The organism is Neobacillus niacini (genome assembly GCF_030817595.1).
In the GTDB taxonomy this organism is placed as follows: domain Bacteria; phylum Bacillota; class Bacilli; order Bacillales; family Cytobacillaceae; genus Neobacillus; species Neobacillus niacini_G.
The window spans coordinates 3294006-3314855 of record NZ_JAUSZN010000001.1 but is presented as its reverse complement, the minus strand read 5'-3'; the positions used below and the strand labels follow the sequence as shown (position 1 = coordinate 3314855).

The following is a 20850-nucleotide window of genomic DNA, read 5'->3' as shown; positions in this document are numbered from 1 at the left end:
AAAACCCTACCGTTAAAAACTATTGAAAATATTTCCAGTTTGTTTATAGTTAGTAGTAGATAAAATAATAGATTCGACGGGGGTATATAGGTGAAAAAAAAGGTATGGATTTGGGTAGCAGTTATTGCGGGAATACTTGTCATTGCGAGCACGGGTACATATTTATATGCGAAAGCAGGGACAGAACCAGTAAGTAATGATAGCGGTGTCATGAGTGTAAGTGTCCAAAAGGTTAGTGAACAAGAATTGGTAGAATCCATTCTTGTTACGGGTAAAATTGTCCCGGAAAGTGAGCAAAAAGTCTTTTTAGAACCTGAAAAAGGGGAAATCAGTGAATTTAAAGTGGCGGAGAACCAGGCAGTCAAAGCTGGAGACCCACTATTAATCTATAATTCTTCAAAAATAGATAGCGAACTTAATAGAGCAGTCCGTGAGAAGGAATTGCTGCAAAGTAGAGGGAAAACAGAACAAAGCCAAATTTCCGATTTAACGAAGCGCTTAGCCGAAGCTAAAAAGAAGATGGAGACGCAGGTTCCTTCAGCAGAAGGGCAAACTGAAGGCATACCGACACAAGAAGACGTAAACCAGCTAGCGAATGAAAAGGTCCAACAAGAAATGCAATATGAAAGTACAAAGTCGGAAATTACCTCGGCTGAAGACAGAATAAAGGAATTAAACGCACAGAAAAATGAAATGACGATTGTTAGCAAAATGGATGGGATTATAGTAAAGGTTAATCAAAATGTTGCAAATACTGAGGCAGGAGCAGCAGAACCTGTCATTCACATTATTTCAAGTCAACCCTATAAAGTTATTGGGTCGATGAGCGAATTCGACACAGTCAAGATTAAAGAAGGACAACCGGTTATTATTCGTCCAAAAGTGTTTAAAGACCGTGAATGGAATGGTGCGGTTGAATCTGTTTCACAATTCCCCAATGCTGAAGGCGGCGGCGGTGAAGGATTTGAAGGCGGCGGGGGAGCTGGAAATGTGACCATGTATCCTTTTAAAGTAGTTATTACAGATGATACCTCCGAGCTGCGTCAAGGTTTCCACGTTTCTTTAGAAATAAAAGCTGGTGATTCCACCAAAAAGATTGCAATCCCGCATCCTGCCTTAATGGATGAAGCTGGGATCAAAATAGTATATGTTTTAAAAGATGGAACATTAGAAAGACGTGAAGTTCAAACAGGGGTTATGAATGATGCCTTTATTGAAATTACATCAGGAGTTACACCTGGAGAACTTGTGGTCCTGACACCAACTGGAGAAATGCATGATGGAATGGAAGTGACCTCCTATGATGAAGTTAAGTGATATTACAAAAGTATATGGCAAGGGTTCTTTAGAGGTCCCTGTACTTCATGGTATTGATTTAACGATAGAAGATGGAGAGTTTGTCGCTATTATGGGCCCTTCTGGATCAGGTAAATCCACCTTGATGAATATCATTGGATTCCTAGATTATCCATCTTCGGGTACATACGAATTAAATGGGGAACAAATCGCTTCCGCAAAAGAGAGCATTCTTGCAAAGCTAAGGAATGAACATGTCGGTTTTGTTTTTCAACAATTCTTTATGTTTCCAAGAGACAACGCCATTAAAAATGTAGCCTCACCGCTTGTATATGCTGGGGTTTCCAAACGTGAAAGAACATCGAGAGCAAAAGACCTACTAGTAAAGGTAGGCCTAGGTGATCGAATGAAGCATTTACCAAATCAATTGTCTGGAGGTCAGAAGCAGCGTGTGGCAATCGCTAGAGCGCTGGTGAATAATCCTACTATTCTCTTAGCCGATGAACCGACCGGTGCGCTTGATTCGAATACGAGCGAACAAATAATGAAGCTTTTTACACAGCTCAATGAAGAAGGAAAAACGGTGATCATAGTTACCCACGAAGAAGAAATAGCGGCATATGCAAAAAGAATTATTACGATAAAAGATGGCCGGATAACGGATGACCGGAGGGTGACATCATGAATATATGGGAGAGTTTCAAAATTGCCCTTTCATCTATCTGGAATCATAAAATAAGATCCATCTTAACAATGCTTGGAATTATTATTGGTGTCGCAGCCGTTATCATTATCGTGGCAATTGGCCAAGGTACAAAGAAGCAAATGACGAATGAATTGTTTAGTACAGATAAAAATGCCATTCAAATTTATTATGAGTATATCCCGCCTGAAGGTGAAACTGAAATGTTTTGGCAGGAACCTGAATTAACCTCTGAAGATATTCAAACGCTCGCTGAAGTGCCCGGTGTTAAGGCCGTGGTTGCTACGAATCAAGGCTGGGGGATGATGACGCATGATGATGAGCAGGGTGAAATGCAAATTACCGGTGTTGGTGCGGAATTTTTTCCTGCTAAGGATATTAAAATAGTAGAAGGAAGAGCATTGTACGCGGCGGATAACGATGGTTTGAATCGGGTAGTCCTTATTGACACCATAGCAAGGGAAAAGTTCTTTAAGGAAACTGAAACCCCCATTGGCGCGATTATCAATTTAAATGATAATCCTTACAAGGTGGTGGGTGTGTATGAATCACCACTGCCTGAGCAATTCCGAAATACCGAAACGGGCGAGATGCTTATGCCTCGTTCTGTTATCTCGATGATGTTTGGTAACCGAGAAATCGAACAATTATCGGTTATTGCTAGTGATCCTGAGAACATTTCTGAGACAGGCAGGCTAGCTGCAGATACATTGACAACAGAAAAGGGTCTTGAAGACGGCAAGTATGCGACAAATGATTTTGAGGATTATGAAAGAGAATTAAACACAATGATATCTTTACTAACCTTATTAATTGGAAGTATCGCAGGTATTTCCCTCTTAGTAGGCGGGATTGGTGTCATGAATATTATGCTAGTTTCTGTGACAGAAAGAACCCGGGAAATTGGACTTAGGAAAGCCATTGGTGCGACAAGAAGAAAAATACTCTTACAGTTTCTAATTGAGTCCATCACGTTAACTTCACTAGGAGGACTGATTGGAATTGGTCTGGCAGCAGTAGGCAGTATCCTCGTTTCGAAGTTTTCGCCCATTACTGCAACCGTTAGTCCATTAATCGTTCTGATAGGTGTGAGCTTTTCAGCCTTAATTGGTATTATCTTTGGTATGCTTCCAGCAAACAAAGCCTCTAAGCTTAGTCCGATTGAGGCATTACGATATGAATGACTGAATATTATTTTCCCTCAGATCCAAAGATCTGAGGGATTTTTTAATTTAATTTTCAGTTTTCTAGTTATAAAGCTAATGCTTACGTGTATTATTAATATACAAACTAAAGTGAACGTGAAGTTGAGGTAATGTTTAAATGATTGAGTCGTTATTAATAAATGAAGATACATGCTATGGTATGGCTGAGGAAAAGGCAAGTGATTATTTTCAATCACTCTATCAGCAGGTTATGGAGAAAAGCTATGTTACCACTCTTACAAGGGATATACAATCCTGGAAGCACAACCATATCCACCATCATTCATTCGTAACTTTCCTTTCTCGCAGAAAGAGAAAACCGACTTCGTTTGAGTATCATAGTTATCTCCAATGGCTGGATTACACAGGAAAATTAGATAACTACCTTGATAGAAGCATCTCCTATATTTTTATGCGTGACTTAGGAAAAGCATTGGATTCTAATGAGACACAGACTAGAATTCAAAGTGTTGTGGCAAGTTTAAAAAACAATTTTACTCAACCCAAGGAAAATCGTGAAAATAAAAATGAGCTTTTCTCGATGGCTTGGCTGTACAGATGGGCACAGAAGGAAGCTATTGAATTGACGATCATCTGGGTAATGAACAAACTAAAGACGGTCGCAAACCATATACCACAGGGGATGGATGCCAATCATGCCCAGCGTAAGCTAATTAAAATTATAGCAGGAGTCATTCTACACGAGGTCGAAGAAATGGGGGATAAAACCCCGGCTGAAGAACGTGCACAAAGACTTGATAGGGCCATTCGGTTAGGCTACGCCTATGGTTTAACCTATCCATTCATTGATGACCTTCTCGACTCCAAAGTTTTATCCAATAAAGAGAAAAAACAATATTCCAATTTAATACGGACCACTCTTACCACTGGAGCCGTACCGAAATTAGGCGGGGGCTGGGAAGAAAAGAACCAAGCCTTAATCACCTTCATTCATTCAGAGCTTCGCGAGGGATTTGAGTATATTAAAGCGCAGCAGAGGCCAGAGACGATAAAATCATTTTTTGAACAATCGTATGTTTTTTTTCAATCACAGGAAGTGGACCGTGAAAAGGATTTATCAAATGAAAATTACACGAATGACGAGCTGTATATTCCGGTTATTCTAAAATCTGCCTCGTCACGATTAATTGTCCGTTCCGTCATTACAGCCGATGAAGATGAAGGCTTTGACAATCGAACCTTCTATTATGGTATATACAACCAACTGGCAGATGATTTTGCAGATATGTTTGAGGACTTGGAAAATGGTGCGGTAACACCTTATACCTATTATCTAAAATATCATGACCAGCGTGCCGATCTAATAAATCCATTTGAATTATATTGGAGTGTCATTTCCAATTTAGTTCATCATGTTTATCAATCGGATAAGAAAGCACGAGAAGTAATTTTAAATCGTGCGATTAATGGATTAAAAAGATTTAAAGAACGTGTGGGTTCAAAGAAGTACAATGAAGTGATGGAGTTATTTGCTTCAGGGAATTCCAAATTTAATGCACTAATCCAAAAAATGGTCAGTAAAGCAGATGATGTCGATTTCTTTGATAAACTTCTCCGCGATCATATGATTACCAATCTTAAAAATGAACGTAAAGAACAAGAAGAATTTCAAGAGAGTATTGAACGTGTACGGGAACAGATTAACCACCTGCTGCCTATCGCTAAAGATGAAAATGCACCTTTGTTAAGTGAGCCGATTACCGGGGCGGCAAACTATAGTCTTGAGGGCGATGGAAAACGGCTGAGGCCGATCATTTCGTGGATTATGGGTATAAATGAATATGGATTAAGTCAGTCAGCCATTGTGCCGCTGTTACGATCATTGGAATTTATGCATACTGCTTCCCTAATCTTTGATGATTTGCCATCCCAAGATAATGCATCGTTCCGCAGGGGGCGTTCCACTCTCCACATGGTTTATAACAATGCAATCGCCGAATTAACGGGACTCTTTCTTACTCAAAAGGCCATTGAAGAACAAGCATCGCTTGACGATTTTGATTCGAAAAGTGTGCTTAAATTGGTTCACTATTCTGCGCAAATGACAGCAGAAATGTGTAAAGGGCAGGCGATGGACTTGGGTTCGAGAGGTAAACCATTAACAGTGGATCAATTGAATATGCTGTGTTTTTATAAAACCGGAATCGCCTTTGAAGCTGCTCTCATTATGCCTGCTATTCTAGCAAATGCAAAAGACTTGGAAATGCAAGCGTTGAAAAAATACGCCTATCATACCGGGATTGCCTTTCAAATTAAAGATGACCTACTGGATGTTGAAGGGGATTTGGATACTCTTGGCAAACCCGTCGGAAAAGATGCAGATAATAACAATTCAACCTTTGTATCGATCTTAGGGTTGGATGGTGCCAAAAAAGCAATGTGGGAACATTATTGCCTTGCTATGGAAACTCTGCATGAAATTCCGCGGAATACTGCATTTCTAAAGCATTTATTAAATTATATTGTCCACCGTGATCATTAAAAATATAAATGCACAAAAAAGGTAACAACCCAAGGGCTGTTACCTTTTTTGCTGTGGTATAGGGTGAAATATTATTTAGAAAAATTTTTTTCAAATAGTAATGAATATTTCTAAAATTTGTAATAAAATAGTATCTCGGTGAGGGGGGGAAATTATGAATATATTAAAAACTACATTGGATCATTTTAAACCATATTGGAGAAAATTGCTGCTCGCTCTTACTTTTTCATTAATTGGCGGAGCATTTACAATCTTGCCTCCTATACTCGCAGGTAAATTAGTGGATGAAGTAATTGGGGCGAGAGAGACGACTTTTTTGCTATGGATTGTTGGCGGTGTTCTAGTCGCTTTCCTAGGGAAGTCATTGTTTGAAACCTTGCAGGAGTATGTGCAGGTTAAAATCGGCCTCGATGTAATCACTGACATGCAGATTCGGGCCTTTAAAAAGCTGCATCGGACACCGATGTCCTTTTTTACAACGACACCAAGAGGCGATATGCTATACCGCTTAACCCATGATGTCGAGTCCGTTCAAAACTTGAATAATACAGTTGTCCCACGTATTTTACAACAAGTTATCGGTGCTATTGCTGCATTTACAGCAGTATTTGCTTTGTATTGGCCAGCTGCCATCGTAATGTTTGCGGTATTCGCTATTTACATATTTCCTTCATTTAAGCTGGGCAAAACGATGAGGAAAATGAGCGCTGTACAAAGAGATATGAGCGCAGATATGTATCAGCACCTGCAAGAAAGCATTGAAAGTACCAGACTTGTAAGGACGTTTCAGACACAAAAAAAGGAAATTGAAACGCAGCAGAAAAAACAGACAGCATGGAAAAACTACTCAATTCGCGCCGCGTTGATCGGAAAGGTCAATTGGCGATTAGGGAATTTATTTAATATAGCAACTCCCGGAGTTGTCATGTTAATCGGAGGCTTTTCCATTTGGAAAGGTAATCTTACGATTGGAACCTTGATTGCCTGCCTTAACTTTATTCCCATCATGTTTTTGCCAGTAAGATCGTTGGCTGAAAATGCTTTAACAATTCAACAGGCTATTCCTGCTCTGCAGAGAATCTATGAATATTTTGATTTACCAGAAGAACATGATGAAAAGTTACCCGCGTTTGGAGTGGTAGAAGGAAATATAAACTTAAATAACATTTGGTTCACTTATCCTGAAAGTGATAAAAAAATCCTAAAAGGTGTTTCTCTCACAATGGAACAAGGGAATCACATTGGTATTGTGGGTACTAGCGGAGGCGGGAAGAGTACTCTTATACAAATTCTTCTTGGCTTATATGAACCTGAAAAAGGCTCGGTTCTTATAGATGGAAAGAATCTCTTTGACTACAACCGAAATAGTTTTAGGCAGCAGGTGGGCGTTGTTTCTCAGGAAACATTTCTCTTAAACAGTACGCTGCGCAATAATCTTTTATATGGAAAAAAGGATGCAACCCAAGAAGAACTAGATAGAGCAGTGGAAGCTGCTGGGTTAACTGAGTTAATACAATCCTTGGAAGACAAGTACGAAACGGTGGTCGGCGAACGAGGGTTAAAGCTATCCGGTGGACAAAGGCAAAGAGTAGCACTTGCAAGAGCGATTTTACGCCAGCCGCCAGTTTTAATTTTCGATGAAGCGACATCCTCCTTAGATGGTGAAACGGAAGAAAAGGTTCAGGAGGCGCTTGAACAATTAATTCCAGGCAGGACGACAATCACTATCGCACACCGGCTTATCACTGTCAGGAATGCAGATAAAATTCTCCTTTTAGACCAGGGTATGGTTGCAGAAGAAGGAACACATGAAGAACTGTTGGCATTACGAGGACAGTACTATGAATTATACAAAGCACAATACAGTGAGTTGGAGAAGGAGATGATTGGATGAGTGTAAGCACTGTCTCTAGGTCAAATAAAAAAAACCGTGATGGCCGCAGAGTTCTGTCGTTTTTAAGGCCATATAAAAAGTGGGTCATTGCAGATTCAGTTGTTATCGCAATCAGCCAGGTTTTTTCAGCCCTAATTCCAACATTAGCCCTCAGCTGGCTTGTTGATACAATTATTCCAAATGAAGACCACTCCTGGCTGTGGGGGTTAATGTGGCTATTAATCTTTTCTGCTATTTTTGATTTAGTCATGATGGTCATTGATGAATATTTTTGCCATCAAACAGCCAAGACGGTAACCAATTGGCAAAAGCTGCGTCTGTTTAGTCATTTGCAGGTCCTGCCTTACTCTTTTTACCATAACAATTCATCTGGAGAACTGCTGGCCAGAGTCTCTGATGACCCTGATACGCTCCACAATTTTCTTGCCTGGGAAGGTTCCACCTTTATGGCAAGCGTTCAAGGGGTTATCATTTATAGTCTGGTACTGCTTTGGATTCATCCTTATCTGATGATTGTCAGTGTTGTTCTAGGTGTGATCTTTTATTGGACGTCTAATTACGTCGGGGCTAGGACTAGAGCAGCCTCCGCTGATGCCAGACAAGAGGCTTCCAGGTATCTTGAAAGACTGAGAGAATCAGTTACAGGAATTCATTTATCACGGGTTATGGGAGTTTCTGAAAATGAAGTAGAAAGTGTTATTGCCATCCGAAACTCTTTCGTTACCCACTCAATTAAGGAATTAAAGGCAAGAATGCAATCAGTAGTGGTGATCGCCAGCTATAATGGGTTTGCATTAGGTATCGTTTATTTAATTAGTACATTATTAATTTGGAACGATAGTTTGACCAGCGGACAAATGCTAACCGCCGGTGGATTAGTTACCATTGCAGCCAATGAAATGCAGCGATTGCTCCGAAACTGGCTTTCTGTTAGAAGAACAGGACCTGCACTTGACCGCTCAGACATTCTTCTTTCCCATCAGCCAGCGGAAGCTGAAATGATAGAAGGTATTCGAGGGGAAAGAGCGAGCGGCAGTATTAGACTGAAAGATGTAACGTTCGCTTATCCAGAAAAAGAAGAAAACGTGCTATCAGGTGTTACTTTTGATATTCAAGCTGGTGAAAAAGTGGCTTTGGTTGGACCAAGCGGTTCAGGAAAATCTACCATCGTTGATTTGCTATTTAGGTTTTATGAAACGAAAAATGGTCGGATTGAAGTAGATGGAAGAAGTATTACGGAATGGGATACAGCGTGGCTGCGGTCACAAATTGCCATCGTGACCCAGGATGTTCAATTACGGAGCGGTTCCTTGGCGGATAATTTAAGAATTGGGAAGCCGGATGCAACGGATGAAGAATTACTAAAAGCCTTGCATGACAGCGGTTTGGATGAACTAGTGGATAGTCTGCCTGAAGGTTTGGATACAAAGGTCGGTGAACGAGGAAGCCTTCTTTCTGGAGGACAGAAGCAGCGCTTATCTCTGGCTAGAGCCATTATTAAAGATGCGCCAATCTTAATTCTTGATGAAGCAAGTTCTGCTCTCGATCCGATTACGGAAACGAAGATAAATGAGTCTGTATTAAAAACCGGTAAGAAACAAACGATTCTCATTATTTCTCATCGTCTATCTACAGTTCTCTCAGCAGATAAGATTATTGTTCTAGAAAATGGTACGATAGCAGAACAAGGTGGACACGCAGATTTGCTTGAAAATAGTAATGGTGTCTATGCTAGACTTTTTGGAAGAGAAGCAGAAATCGGTGAAGAATCATTTAGCCATTCAATGTAATAAAGTCATTTAAAAGAGTCTTTCGTTCCCTAGAAAGACTCTTTTTTATTCGATTTGGTAAAATTACCTCAATTTTATATCAGCTCTGCTATGTTAATATCTTAGTTAAGGGTATTTTAGAAAAGTAGGTGTGTAACATAATGAAAAAGCATAAAATAGAAGCCATTCTCGAAAAAGAATTAGTCATTGCACTCGGCTGTACGGAACCAGTGGCGATTGCGTTGGCCGCAGCAACGGCAAAAAGCTATGCTAAAGGGCAAATTGAAAAGATAACTTTAAAAGCGAGTGGAAATATAATCAAGAATGCTAAGTCTGTTGGGATTCCGGGAATGACTTCTAGTGGGCTCGATTTCTCTGTTGCTCTTGGAGTTGTATCTGGGGATCCAACGAAACAACTGGAATTATTGGATGGACTAACTTTTGAAGATGAGCAATCCGCGTTAAGACTAATTGAAGAAGGTAAAGTATTATCCGGTCAAGCCGATACAGCAAAAAGACTTTATATTGAAGTGACCCTAAAAACTAATCAGAATACTACTAAAGTGGTTATTTCTGATAATCATAGCAATATTACGTTAATCGAAGTGGATGGTAAGGTTGTGTTTCAAGGTGGATGCGAGGATATCGGCACTCAGTCTAATGAAGAGGAATTATTCACGCTTACAATTGATGAAATTGTTGAATGGGTTCAAATGGTCGATATACACAGCTTATCTCTGGTAAAAAAGAGTATCGAACTAAATAAAGTAATTGGACAAGAAGGTCTTCAAGGAGATTATGGATTAAAAGTAGGGAAGACCATTAAGGAAAATGTAAAAAAGGGAATCCTCTCGGATGATATAGCCACTGCAGCGATGTCTTTAGCTGCCGCTGGATCGGATGCTAGAATGGCGGGTTCAACACTGCCGGTAATGGCGAACACTGGAAGTGGCAACCAAGGAATTGCCGTGACACTTCCAGTTGTGGCAGTCGCAGAGAAGCTGCAGGTTTCAGAGGAAAAGATGATTCGAGCAGTTGCTCTTAGCCATCTTATTACGATTCATATTAAATCAAAATTTGGTCGGCTTTCAGCATTATGTGGTGTAACCGCCGCAGGAATGGGTGCAAGTGGGGCAATAGTTTTTTTACTTGATGGTCATCTGGATCAAATTAAAGCGGCAATTCAGAACACCATTGGTAACGTTTCGGGAATGATTTGTGATGGTGCCAAGGCTGGATGTGCGATGAAAGTATCCACCTGTTCAAATGTAGCGGTACAATCAGCTCTGCTGGCACTTAACAATCAAGAAATTAAATCTACTGATGGATTTATCCATGATGACGTGGAGAAAAGTATTGAAAGCTTTTGTAAGTTGGGAAATGAAGGGACAAGGCATACAGACGAATTAATTTTAAAATTAATGATGGAAAAATAAAGAAAATGACCTGGCATTTAGGTGTCAGGTCTTCCTTTTTTTCTAAAGTTTTGGCTTCATCCATAGCTTTGATAAGTCAACATAACCAAAATGCTTCATTTTGATGTTCATTAAATTAATGGAAAAAGGTATTTGCCTCTTTGAATAATAGAGCGGGATACAGAGAGAATTTGTTATTAAATAATCTTCTATTTTTAAATGCTGATCGATCCATTGTTCAAAGGGCAATTGATTATAGGCTTGGATAGAATTCTGTAAATAAGGATCAGATTGTATTAATTTTCGTAGTGGTGAAATGTTATTTTTCATAAAATTAAAATAGGAAAAGCTTTGGTTTAGCTCAAATATTTCTCCATGAATAAATAAATCCGCATTTACTTTTAAATGATCATGATAAACGGCATCATGAAACGAGACTTCCACTAACTCTACTTTAATTCCGGCTCTTTCAAGGATGTTTTTTAGCCAAATGGACACATCCTTAGCATAGCCTGTGTATTTCATCTGTAATGGTTTTGAAAGTGATGGTTTTGCTATTTTTGGCATCGAATAAGGCTTGGAAAAACCGATTAAACAACCAGAGCAATTTTCGGAAATAAGTGAATTAATTGTAGAAATCTTTGAACGATTTTTGTCTATCAACATATGAATGTAATCTCGTACTTCTTTTCTAGCAATATCTGTATGACGATAACGATTCATCACCACAATACCAAAGCCCGAGTCACTTTCCACTTCAAAGGTTCCTACTTCTCTTGATTCATGGGCACCATAATATACATTTCCAAACTCTCTCGAAACCTGAATAAATTCCACAGTATCCAATAGAGGGCGCACACCGTAATATTGTTTAAAAGCGTGTAATACGGTTTTCTCTTCCGTATTCTCCCCCATATAAAAGCTGCCTGTTCCAATGACCTGACCGTTGGATTCTTTATAAATACTCGCCGTTATCATGCTAAGAAGCGGCAAAATATAGGTACAGCCATTTGGAAATTCAAGTTCTACTATTAGAGGTGCAGAAGAATATATCTTTGTAATAGGTTTCCATAGTTCAGCATATATTTCATCTTGCTTCATCCGAAAAAAGGATTGGACGACGTCCTCCGCTTTAAGAATGGAACCATCATGAAAGGCTACATCTTTTCGCAGGTATAATGTTAACTTCTTATCCGTGACTTCCCAGCTATGAGCAAGCTCGGGAATGATTGTATTATCTTCCTCCAATGCTACAACACGGTTATAAATGTTTGCTATTAAGTTTGCGCTATGTACGTCTGCAGCCTTTAATGGATGATACGTTAAGAAGCGGTAAAATCGGGGAATGATTAAACGATCCTGCTCCTCTTGATGAAACCCAAATTTAGTTTGAAATCTGGCCATTAAACGCTGCTTGGTTCCCAGGGACCATTCATATAATAATAATTTACTCACTTGCTCAATCGAGTATTTTTCTAGTTTTGATAGGAAAAGTTGTTCATACTCTGATTCCACGTCTTTATTCCATATCAGTTTTGATTCGTTCCCCCGGCCTATGCCAGCTTGAAAAGTGAGCCAGCCATCTTCTTGCCATTGATTTAGTTTGCGTCGTGTTTGCTTTGTACTTAGATTAAGTATTTCTGCAAGCTGTTGCACTTTTACTTCTCCAACAGCTCCTGAATTCCATAATGTTAGTAGATAATGGTCCATATTCTCATTCCTTTTAAAAGTAGACATTATTTTGAAAATTGTTCATTTTTAAATTATTACGTCTAGTTTACTATAATTAGTATGAAAGGTGTTGGTAAATATGGCATGGAAAGACTATCCCCAAAATATTAAGGTTCGACTGATAACCTCGTTTTTAACCGGGCAATTGGCAGCTCTGTAATGCCGTTTATGGCGCTCTTCTTTGCACAGCATAAGGGTGCCGTTTGGGCCGGTATTTTCTTAGCGATCACCGTCATTATAAGCTTTTTTATAAACTTTATCGGAGGCTATATCTCAGACCGCTTCCCTCGTAAAAAAATTATTATCCTATCTTCAGCGTCAAGTGCACTTATGTTTGGTCTCATGACAATTAGCTTACTGCCAGATCAAAAATGGATTGTATTATTTGCAGTCAGCTATGTGATTTTCACGATTACCAGCAGTCTCGGCCGTCCTGCCGTGCATGCAATTATTATTGACTCGACAACGCCTGAAAATCGAAAAAGTGTATATGCCCTCGATTATTGGCTGGTTAATCTAGCGATGGCAATCGGTGCTGCATTAGGCGGACTTTTATATGTTAATCATCAGTTAGAGCTATTTATCACCTTAACAATTGTTTCTATTAGTTTGCCGATTGCCTATGGAATATGGTTACAGGATACTAGGGTGAAACTCTTAGAAAAAAAGCATGAAAATATTTTAATGGATTTGTTCCAAAATTATAAAGTTGCCTTTCAAGATAAACCATTTGTCATGGTGGTTGCCGGGTCAATGTTTATTTTTGCAGCTGAATTTTCACTTAATAGTTATATCGGGGTGCGATTAGCGGAGGAATTCAAATCGGTATTTATTGGGAATTTTGAGGTGGCAGGGGTAAGGATGCTAAGTTTCCTAAATATCGAAAATATGCTGATGGTAGTGGCCCTGACATTCTTGGTTTCGAAATGGACAGATAAATTTTCTCCGCGGAAAATGCTCCTGCTGGGGCTGCTGCTGTATAGTGCAGGCTATACCATTGTTACATCGGCAAATTTATGGTATGTCCTGATGTTATTTAATGCGCTTGCAACAATTGGCGAACTGATTTATTCTCCGATTGCCAATGCTGAGAAGGCAAATATGATGCCGGAAGATAAACGCGGTTCCTATTCGGCTTTTACTAACTTAGGTTTTAATGGGGCGGACTTAATTGCTCGCGGGGCAATCGTATTGGGGGCGTTTTTAGTACCGACGATGATGTCCGTTTACCTTGGAATCATATTAATGGCTGGTACTTTCCTGCTCTATAGTGGACTTTTTGTGGTAAATAAAATTCGTATTCAGAAAAATTTGTCAACGTAATTTAGGGGGCTTTGGGGTGGAAAAAGTTGAGATAAGAAGACCTAGAACCGAGGACATTGAAGAGCTACACCAATTTTTTAGGATTGTCATTTCCGAAACCTTTGCAAGAGAAGGACTAGCGGGGTTAATAGACGATATCAAAGCTGAAATTGAAAGTAAGAAAAATTATTTGCATTTGGATTTGGATTTGGATAGCAAGGGTGAGAAAAGGTATTTCTTAATAGCTTTGGCAGAAAACAAAATTATTGGAACAATAGAATATGGTCCTGCTAGTAAACTGATTCAAGACTGTACCAATGGAAAACTGGGGAATCTTGTTGAAGTAGGAACGGTATTTGTACTCCCTGACTATCAAAGAAAGGGAATCGGGAACAAGCTGCTAGCTCAAATGCTTTATACCCTAAAGGCCCGGGGAATCCTAGAATTTTGTCTCGACAGCGGCTACAAAAATGCCCAAACTATTTGGAAAAAGAAATTTGGGGAACCTCATTATTTACTAAAGGATTATTGGGGGCAGGGGCAGGATCATATGATTTGGAAAATATCAACGAGCGGGGCCTATTTTTAAAAATAGGCTCCTTTTTATTATTATGTTGTATTACATAATATTATAGTGTTATAATGTGGTAGTATGATAATATGGTAACGTACTAAAGTGAAATTAAATTATATAAAAGGGGAATTTACAAATGAAAAAACGATTCGTAACGATGATTCTTATAGTAGCTGCAGCACTTGTCATTTTTACTGGGTGCTCAAAATCAGCAAGTAAAGAAGAAGATAAGCTTATTATCGGAATCGATGATAAGTTTGCACCGATGGGGTTCCGCGATGAGGATAACAATATCGTTGGCTTTGATATTGATTATGCTAAAGCGGCGGCAGAAAAAATGGGAACAGAAGTTACATTCCAGCCAATCGACTGGAAAACAAAAGAAGCAGAGCTTAGCAGCGGAAGAATTGACCTTATTTGGAACGGATACACGATTACAGATGAACGGAAAGAGAAAGTCCTATTTACAAAACCTTATTTAAAAAATGCACAGGTAATCGTTACTCTTGCTGATTCACAGCTTACTAAACTAGATGATTTAGAAGGTAAAGTAGTTGGGCTGCAGTCACTTTCTTCAGCTTCAGATGCCCTAAATGCTTCACCGGTTAAAGAAAAAATAAAGACGGTTACTGAATTCGCTGACAATGTACAGGCATTGACAGATTTAAAGAATGGCCGCTTGGACGCAGTGGTCATTGACGAAATCGTCATCAATTACTACATGACTCAAGAGAAGGAAACCTTTAAGGTACTTGAGGAATCACTTGCTCCTGAAGAATATGGTATTGGTGTTAAAAAAGGCAACGAGGAATTATTAGAAAAGCTCCAAAAGGCACTAGATGAGATGAATGAGGACGGTACGGCGGCCAGTATTTCTGAAAAGTGGTTTGGAGAAGATAAAGTACTAAAGTAATATGAAAATAAGGTGAAACAGGATTTCCTTTGGGAACCCTGTTTTGTTTTTGGAGGAGTTTTCAATGACGTTAGACTATTTCACGTCCATTCTGGTACCAATGCTTGAAGGTGCACAGATGACCGTTTTATTGTTTATTATTGCGATTATCGCCTCAATCCCACTAGGCTTTCTGCTGACTCTCGCTGTTAAAAGCAGCGTGAAGCCTTTATCCTTACTTGCTCAGGGCTATATTTATATCATGCGGGGGACCCCTTTATTACTGCAGTTATTATTAATTTGTTTCGGTCTGCCGATGCTGCCTGTGGTCGGTGAATATTTAGTTTTAGATCGGTTCGTGGCTGCTTGTTTAGGGTTCGTATTAAATTACGCAGCTTACTTTGCAGAAATATTCCGTGGCGGACTCTTGGCAATTGATAAAGGTCAATATGAGGCTTCACAGGTTCTTGGTTTGAGTAAGTGGCAGACAACAACAAGGATTATTTTACCGCAAATGTTTCGGGTTACCCTTCCCGCGATTGCGAACGAATCCGTAACACTTGTTAAGGACACGGCCCTGCTCTATGCAGTTGCTGTACCGGAGCTGCTCCACTACGCTCAAACCGCTGTAAACCGTGACTTTACAATAGTTCCATTCTTCGTTGCTGGTTTGATTTATCTTGTTATGACACTCTTTTTAACATTTATTTTTAAAGGAATTGAAAGAAGATACAAATTTGAATAAGAAGGATTGGTAAATGTGGCTATCATTGAGGTTTCCAACCTGAAGAAATCGTTTGGCAAGCTGGATGTACTAAAACAGATAACATTTGATGTAAATAAAAATGATGTAATAGCGGTAATCGGCCCGTCTGGGTCGGGGAAAAGTACGATGCTTCGCAGTTTAGTTCACTTGGAGGAAATAAATGGAGGAAGCATTACGATTGCTGGTGATCCGTTTGTTAAGGATGGAGTCTACGCAAAACCGCAGGATATCAAAAAGATTACTTCTAAAATGGGTATGGTCTTCCAGCATTTTAATCTATTCCCTCACCTAACGGTTAAGGAGAATTTAGAACTGCCTCCTAAATTGGTAAAGAACGAGCCAACTGCAGCCATTCAGCAGAGAAGCACGGAGCTATTAAGGAAAATTGGTCTGACAGATCATTCAAATGCATACCCAGCAAATCTATCAGGCGGTCAAAAACAAAGGGTGGCGATTGCTAGAGCACTAATGATGAATCCCGAAATTTTATTATTTGATGAACCTACTTCAGCATTGGATCCTGAATTGACGGGAGAGGTTCTGGAGGTCATCAAGGCACTAGCCGAAGAGCAGATGACGATGATCGTTGTTACACATGAAATGGGCTTTGCCAGGGAAGTGGCGAACCGGGTTATTTTCATGGACAACGGCGAAATTATTGAAACTGGGGACCCTTCGGAATTATTTACAAATCCTCAGAACGAACGGACTAAAGCCTTCTTAAGTAGAAGCTTGAAATAAGTAAAGGATACAGTCACCAAACGACTGTATCCCTTTTTTATGTGAAAATTAACTGCCGTATTCTCCGCTATCATGGCTTATCTGCCAGTGAATTCCAAATTTATCTGTTACTTGGCCATAGAGTTTAGCCCAGAAGGTTTCTTGGAGCTCCATCGTAACTGTTCCGCCTTCTTTTAGCTGGTCATACCAAGATTGGATATCATCCAAATTTTTACTTACTAATGCAAGTGTCACGTTGTTTCCTTCGATAAATGGTGATCCAGGGAAATTGTCCGAGAACATGACAGTACTTCCATCAATGTTTAGTCGAGTGTGCATTACTAAATTTTTTGCTTCCTCTGGCATAGGGTAATCAGGATGCTGCGGCTGATCACCAAAGGTCATAATTTGTGGTGCTTCGGTTTTAAATACTTTCGCATAAAACTCTACTGCCTCACGGGTGTTACCATTAAAAACAAGATAAACATTTACTGGCATTTTCTTCACTCCTCTTAATGGCTATGTACAAATACCATTCTATCCGATAAATTCGATATTAGTCTGTATATTCCTTTTTATATTAAAGGATTTAAACTAAAATAATCCAATGCCTGATTAACATCATAAAAATCGTATATTTTTTTCTCGAGACAGAATTGAATGACTAAATCAAAGGTGTCGCTGTCAGATAAGGAGTAACCGGCAGAACTTAATAGTTTATCTGTTTCTTTTTTTGTTAGTTCAAGTGCAAGTGCTAGAGCGATAACGGTATTTTTTCCTGGCTTATACTCGGGGTTAGTACGTATTTTGGAAAAGTGTCTTCGGTCCATACCTGCACGTTTGTAAACGTCAGCATCGCTTACAGCTTTTTGATCGATAAAACGGAACAATGTTTGATTGAAGGCAGGCTGGCGTTTAATTTTTATAAATTTTTCTATATCAACATTTTGAATCTCCTCAGAAATCAATCTTTCTTCAGAGCTGTATAGCTTCATTTCATGAAAAACTGGCTGTAAGTGAGTATCAATATAATGCTGCAATTCTTCTAATAGCTCTTGATTAAACATAACCAAACCTCCGAAAATGTCGCTCACCAGGCGACCAAGTAATGGATGAACTCACCTATTATTATAGTATAAACAAATCGAAAGGATGATAGAGTTGAATAGTAATCTAACCGAAATTATTTTCCTTCTTGACCGAAGCGGTTCGATGGGAGGGCTTGAAAGTGACACAATTGGCGGGTTTAATGCTTTTATTGAAAATCAGAGGAAATTAGCAGGTAAAACATTGGTCACAGGTGTTCTTTTCGATGATCAATATGAAGTCATTTGGAATGGCGTTGAGTCAGAAAAAGTGAAGCTGACAGCAGAAGAATATTATGTAAGAGGGTGTACAGCGCTGCTTGATGCGGTAGGAAGAACGATTCTTGATGTAGGATATCGATTATCAAAAACAAAAAAAGAAGATCGACCAGGTAAGGTCATTTTTGTGATTACAACTGATGGCTTTGAGAATGCAAGCCGTGAATTTACCTATGAAAAAGTGAAAGAGTTGATTAAGCACCAGCAGGAGAAATATAGCTGGGAGTTCATTTTTCTCGGTGCTAATATTGATGCAGAAAGAGAAGCGTATAATCTTGGAATTCATAGCCAAAATGCATTTAACTTCGAAGCTTCAGGGGTTGGTGTTGAAAGCATGTATAAAATGGTATGTGAAGAAGTTTCGGAGAGAAGACAGGGCAGCAAGATCGTTGCGGGTTCAGGTTTGTTTAAGCACCTAGCTAATAAATAGACGGAGAAATTCCGCTTAATTAATAATTAGTATAAAAAAAGGCATAAATAGGCGGAGAGATTCCGCCTATTGGCTCGAAAAATTCAAAAAGAGGAGATTTTGCTTAGCATAGTCGGAAAATTTCCGCTTATATACCCCGAAACGAGCTCCATTCTGCATTTAACCGGAAAATCTCCGCTTATTAATAGATGTTTTTTGGAATACTAACGTAGTCTAGAATGTATTTGAAGGAAGGTAGTAAACATGGCATACAGAGTGAAAGATACGATGATTTCGGAGGATAAAATAAAACAAAGAGTGAAAGAATTAGCCGAAGAGATTGAAAGAGATTTTAACAATGAGGCAATTATGTTAATCGTTGTGTTAAAAGGATCGTTTGTATTCGCAGCAGACTTGATCCGTGAAATGAAAGGACATATAAACGTTGATTTCATTTCAGTTTCTAGCTACAGCAACCAAACAGAAACAACCGGAAAGGTAAAGCTATTAAAGGATCTTGATGAAGATATCACGAATAAAAATGTTGTTGTGGTTGAAGATATCATTGACAGTGGATTGACATTGCATTTCTTAAGAGACCATCTAAACATGCATAAGCCAAAACAAATTAAAATTTGCACACTCTTAGACAAACCTGAAAGAAGACGAGTTGAATTGCCTGTGGATTATGTTGGTTTCGTCATCCCTGATGAATTCATTGTCGGTTATGGCATAGATTATGCCCAAAGGTATAGAAATTTACCATATATTGCGACTGTGGAAGAATATTAAAGGAGGTACTATGCCTTGACTGCTAATATTTTTAAAGGAAAGCATGAAGTAGAAAAAAATAACCTGGAAGAAATTCTTGAGCATTCAATTGAAGTAGAAGAAGATTTAATGAGAACATATTTGATAACAGCAGAGCGGATTCACGATAATGATCAATTAAAGGAACGACTAGAAAACTTTGCAGAGGGAAATGCGAAAAGAACAAAACAACTTATTGATGAATTGAACGAAGGTAAAGAGAAGTAGTAATAAGCTGTGCGGATTCCATAAATCCACACAGCTTTTTTCATATTTCGAATACAAGGTGATACATACTAGTACCTTCATGGCTGTTGATCATTATAATCGTTGTTGTTGTGTTTCTAGATTTTAAGTTTTTTGGAGGGACACTCACCTATTTTCTGCTTTCTATTATCTCACGTGGAAGGGGAGGCGGCGGCAGTGGCGGAGGAGGTTCTTCAGGCGGCGGCGGTGCAGGTCGAGGATGGTAACTGTAAACCTTAATAGTGATTCAAATCATGCAAAAGGATATGAAAGTATGCTTTAATAAGGTGATGGAATTTGTGCAGGGAGGTATAGAAAATGAATAAAAACGAAATACCTTCTACTAACAACAGGAAAACACCCTTATTAAGTGCTTCTATATTACTTAAAGATCTAAAGGCACTCTTAAAGGCAGGTGTTTTGACAGCTAATGTTCTGCCTGTCTTTTCTGGCTATTGGCTTGCCCTGCATTTTACGGGAAAATCCTTTGTTGATTACTGGGAATTATTCCTATTAACAATTGTCGGCAGCACAATGGTTATGGCCGGAGCACTTATTCTCAATAATTGGTATGATGTTGATATTGATACAGTCATGGAAAGAACAAAAAATCGTCCAACTGTTACTGGAAATATCCCACTAAAAGTAGTCTTATTGATGGGGGTTATCTCTACAATAATTGGGTTTATCCTTTTACTTTTAACCACTGTTGAGGCGACCATTTATGGATTTATTGGTTGGTTCACTTATGTATTTTTATATACCATGTGGTCGAAACGAAGATATACATTTAATACAATAATTGGCAGTGTATCAGGGGCTGTAACACCGTTAATCGGTTGGACAGCGATTGAGTCAAGCTTGCACATCGTTCCTATTGTATTATTTCTGATCCTATTTGTTTTTCAAATGCCGCATACTTTTGCGATTGCTATGAAAAAGTGTAAAGAATATAGTGCTGCAGGTGTAGCGATGCTTCCAGTGGTACGCGGGTTTGCCGTAACAAAAGTGCAAATAGTCGTCTATGTAGCCTGTTTACTGCCTTTACCGTTTTTCTTAACTTCTCTAGGTACAGCCTTTATTGTACTTGCAACTATATTTAATATAGGTTGGTTAGCTGTGAGTATCGGTGGATTTTTCACTAAGAACGATTTAAAGTGGGCACATGTGGTCTTTTTATATTCCGTAAATTATATAACGATTCTTTTTTTACTAATGGTTATTGTTACTTTTTAGGAATCAAAAAATGAA

The 20850-nt window shown here is 39.0% G+C and carries 18 protein-coding genes and 2 pseudogenes; 17 read left to right on the top strand and 3 right to left on the bottom strand.

Annotation, left to right across the window (positions count from 1 at the left end):
- The first annotated feature begins 90 nt into the window (after positions 1-90).
- The 7 genes from QFZ31_RS15840 (at position 91) to QFZ31_RS15810 (ending at position 10806) form a co-directional block, all read left to right on the top strand.
- Positions 91-1317, top strand: coding sequence for an efflux RND transporter periplasmic adaptor subunit (locus QFZ31_RS15840; protein ID WP_307304261.1), 1227 nt, complete (start codon positions 91-93; stop codon positions 1315-1317).
- Positions 1301-1981 (top strand): ABC transporter ATP-binding protein, encoded by a 681-nt coding sequence (locus QFZ31_RS15835; RefSeq protein WP_307304259.1) that lies wholly within the window; start codon positions 1301-1303, stop codon positions 1979-1981. The genes QFZ31_RS15840 and QFZ31_RS15835 overlap by 17 nt, the downstream gene beginning before the upstream one ends.
- Positions 1978-3183, top strand: coding sequence for an ABC transporter permease (locus QFZ31_RS15830; RefSeq protein WP_307304256.1), 1206 nt, complete (start codon positions 1978-1980; stop codon positions 3181-3183). The genes QFZ31_RS15835 and QFZ31_RS15830 overlap by 4 nt, the downstream gene beginning before the upstream one ends.
- 139 nt (positions 3184-3322) lie before the next feature.
- Positions 3323-5707, top strand: coding sequence for a polyprenyl synthetase family protein (locus QFZ31_RS15825; protein ID WP_307304253.1), 2385 nt, complete (start codon positions 3323-3325; stop codon positions 5705-5707).
- 154 nt (positions 5708-5861) lie between these two features.
- Positions 5862-7601 (top strand): ABC transporter ATP-binding protein, encoded by a 1740-nt coding sequence (locus QFZ31_RS15820; protein WP_307304250.1) that lies wholly within the window; start codon positions 5862-5864, stop codon positions 7599-7601.
- The gene (locus tag QFZ31_RS15815; protein WP_307304248.1) at positions 7598-9391 is read left to right on the top strand and encodes an ABC transporter ATP-binding protein; all 1794 of its coding nucleotides are present in this window, start codon (positions 7598-7600) and stop codon (positions 9389-9391) included. Before QFZ31_RS15820 ends, QFZ31_RS15815 begins: the two co-directional genes overlap by 4 nt.
- 140 nt (positions 9392-9531) lie before the next feature.
- Complete coding sequence (locus tag QFZ31_RS15810) at positions 9532-10806, top strand: serine dehydratase subunit alpha family protein (protein WP_307304246.1); 1275 nt, start codon at positions 9532-9534, stop codon at positions 10804-10806.
- Positions 10807-10848: 42 nt separating this feature from the next.
- Here the strand turns inward: QFZ31_RS15810 and QFZ31_RS15805 are convergent, their stop codons facing one another.
- Positions 10849-12495, bottom strand: coding sequence for an ABC transporter substrate-binding protein (locus QFZ31_RS15805; protein ID WP_307304243.1), 1647 nt, complete (start codon positions 12493-12495; stop codon positions 10849-10851).
- 100 nt (positions 12496-12595) lie between these two features.
- Between QFZ31_RS15805 and QFZ31_RS15800 the strand changes: the two are divergent.
- The 5 genes and pseudogenes from QFZ31_RS15800 to QFZ31_RS15780 all read left to right on the top strand — a co-directional run bounded on the left by QFZ31_RS15800 (position 12596) and on the right by QFZ31_RS15780 (position 16791).
- A pseudogene (locus QFZ31_RS15800) lies at positions 12596-13839 on the top strand (MDR family MFS transporter).
- 16 nt (positions 13840-13855) lie between these two features.
- Positions 13856-14407 carry a GNAT family N-acetyltransferase gene (locus QFZ31_RS15795; RefSeq protein ID WP_307304242.1) on the top strand — a complete coding sequence of 184 codons (552 nt, stop codon included), beginning with the start codon at positions 13856-13858 and terminating at the stop codon, positions 14405-14407.
- A gap of 121 nt (positions 14408-14528) precedes the next feature.
- Positions 14529-15305, top strand: a complete 777-nt coding sequence (locus tag QFZ31_RS15790; RefSeq protein ID WP_307304240.1) for an amino acid ABC transporter substrate-binding protein — start codon at positions 14529-14531, stop codon at positions 15303-15305.
- Positions 15306-15369: 64 nt separating this feature from the next.
- Positions 15370-16029 carry an amino acid ABC transporter permease gene (locus QFZ31_RS15785; protein ID WP_307304237.1) on the top strand — a complete coding sequence of 220 codons (660 nt, stop codon included), beginning with the start codon at positions 15370-15372 and terminating at the stop codon, positions 16027-16029.
- Positions 16030-16044: 15 nt separating this feature from the next.
- Positions 16045-16791: an amino acid ABC transporter ATP-binding protein gene (locus tag QFZ31_RS15780; protein WP_307304233.1), complete on the top strand. Its 747-nt coding sequence runs from the start codon at positions 16045-16047 to the stop codon at positions 16789-16791.
- 48 nt (positions 16792-16839) lie between these two features.
- Here QFZ31_RS15780 and QFZ31_RS15775 read toward each other — a convergent pair whose 3' ends face one another.
- Both QFZ31_RS15775 and QFZ31_RS15770 read right to left on the bottom strand, forming a co-directional pair.
- Positions 16840-17268, bottom strand: coding sequence for a VOC family protein (locus tag QFZ31_RS15775; RefSeq protein WP_307304231.1), 429 nt, complete (start codon positions 17266-17268; stop codon positions 16840-16842).
- Positions 17269-17345: 77 nt separating this feature from the next.
- Entirely contained in the window at positions 17346-17837 is a 492-nt protein-coding gene (locus QFZ31_RS15770) for a hypothetical protein (protein ID WP_307304229.1), read from the bottom strand.
- 94 nt (positions 17838-17931) lie between these two features.
- On the opposite strand from QFZ31_RS15770, the gene QFZ31_RS15765 reads away from it, so the two are divergent.
- The 5 genes and pseudogenes from QFZ31_RS15765 to cyoE all read left to right on the top strand — a co-directional run bounded on the left by QFZ31_RS15765 (position 17932) and on the right by cyoE (position 20835).
- Positions 17932-18564 carry a vWA domain-containing protein gene (locus QFZ31_RS15765; RefSeq protein ID WP_307304228.1) on the top strand — a complete coding sequence of 211 codons (633 nt, stop codon included), beginning with the start codon at positions 17932-17934 and terminating at the stop codon, positions 18562-18564.
- Positions 18565-18807: 243 nt separating this feature from the next.
- Positions 18808-19335: a hypoxanthine phosphoribosyltransferase gene (hpt, locus tag QFZ31_RS15760; RefSeq protein WP_179602609.1), complete on the top strand. Its 528-nt coding sequence runs from the start codon at positions 18808-18810 to the stop codon at positions 19333-19335.
- Positions 19336-19350: 15 nt separating this feature from the next.
- Positions 19351-19581: a hypothetical protein gene (locus QFZ31_RS15755; protein WP_307304223.1), complete on the top strand. Its 231-nt coding sequence runs from the start codon at positions 19351-19353 to the stop codon at positions 19579-19581.
- Between the two features lie 71 nt (positions 19582-19652).
- Positions 19653-19826, top strand: a pseudogene (locus QFZ31_RS33850) (TPM domain-containing protein); the annotation flags it as partial.
- 91 nt (positions 19827-19917) lie between these two features.
- The gene (cyoE, locus tag QFZ31_RS15750) at positions 19918-20835 is read left to right on the top strand and encodes a heme o synthase (protein ID WP_307304219.1); all 918 of its coding nucleotides are present in this window, start codon (positions 19918-19920) and stop codon (positions 20833-20835) included.
- Positions 20836-20850 lie beyond the last annotated feature (15 nt).

Excerpts from the sequence above, each read along its gene's own strand:
- cyoE (WP_307304219.1), top strand. The coding sequence starts at position 19,918 with ATGAATAAAAACGAAATACCTTCTACTAACAACAGGAAAACACCCTTA.
- QFZ31_RS15785 (WP_307304237.1), top strand. The coding sequence starts at position 15,370 with ATGACGTTAGACTATTTCACGTCCATTCTGGTACCAATGCTTGAAGGT.
- QFZ31_RS15810 (WP_307304246.1), top strand. The coding sequence starts at position 9,532 with ATGAAAAAGCATAAAATAGAAGCCATTCTCGAAAAAGAATTAGTCATT.
- QFZ31_RS15835 (WP_307304259.1), top strand. The coding sequence starts at position 1,301 with ATGATGAAGTTAAGTGATATTACAAAAGTATATGGCAAGGGTTCTTTA.
- QFZ31_RS15805 (WP_307304243.1), bottom strand. The coding sequence starts at position 12,495 with ATGGACCATTATCTACTAACATTATGGAATTCAGGAGCTGTTGGAGAA.
- QFZ31_RS15770 (WP_307304229.1), bottom strand. The coding sequence starts at position 17,837 with ATGTTTAATCAAGAGCTATTAGAAGAATTGCAGCATTATATTGATACT.
- QFZ31_RS15790 (WP_307304240.1), top strand. The coding sequence starts at position 14,529 with ATGAAAAAACGATTCGTAACGATGATTCTTATAGTAGCTGCAGCACTT.
- QFZ31_RS15775 (WP_307304231.1), bottom strand. The coding sequence starts at position 17,268 with ATGCCAGTAAATGTTTATCTTGTTTTTAATGGTAACACCCGTGAGGCA.
- QFZ31_RS15815 (WP_307304248.1), top strand. The coding sequence starts at position 7,598 with ATGAGTGTAAGCACTGTCTCTAGGTCAAATAAAAAAAACCGTGATGGC.
- QFZ31_RS15820 (WP_307304250.1), top strand. The coding sequence starts at position 5,862 with ATGAATATATTAAAAACTACATTGGATCATTTTAAACCATATTGGAGA.
- QFZ31_RS15830 (WP_307304256.1), top strand. The coding sequence starts at position 1,978 with ATGAATATATGGGAGAGTTTCAAAATTGCCCTTTCATCTATCTGGAAT.
- QFZ31_RS15825 (WP_307304253.1), top strand. The coding sequence starts at position 3,323 with ATGATTGAGTCGTTATTAATAAATGAAGATACATGCTATGGTATGGCT.
- hpt (WP_179602609.1), top strand. The coding sequence starts at position 18,808 with ATGGCATACAGAGTGAAAGATACGATGATTTCGGAGGATAAAATAAAA.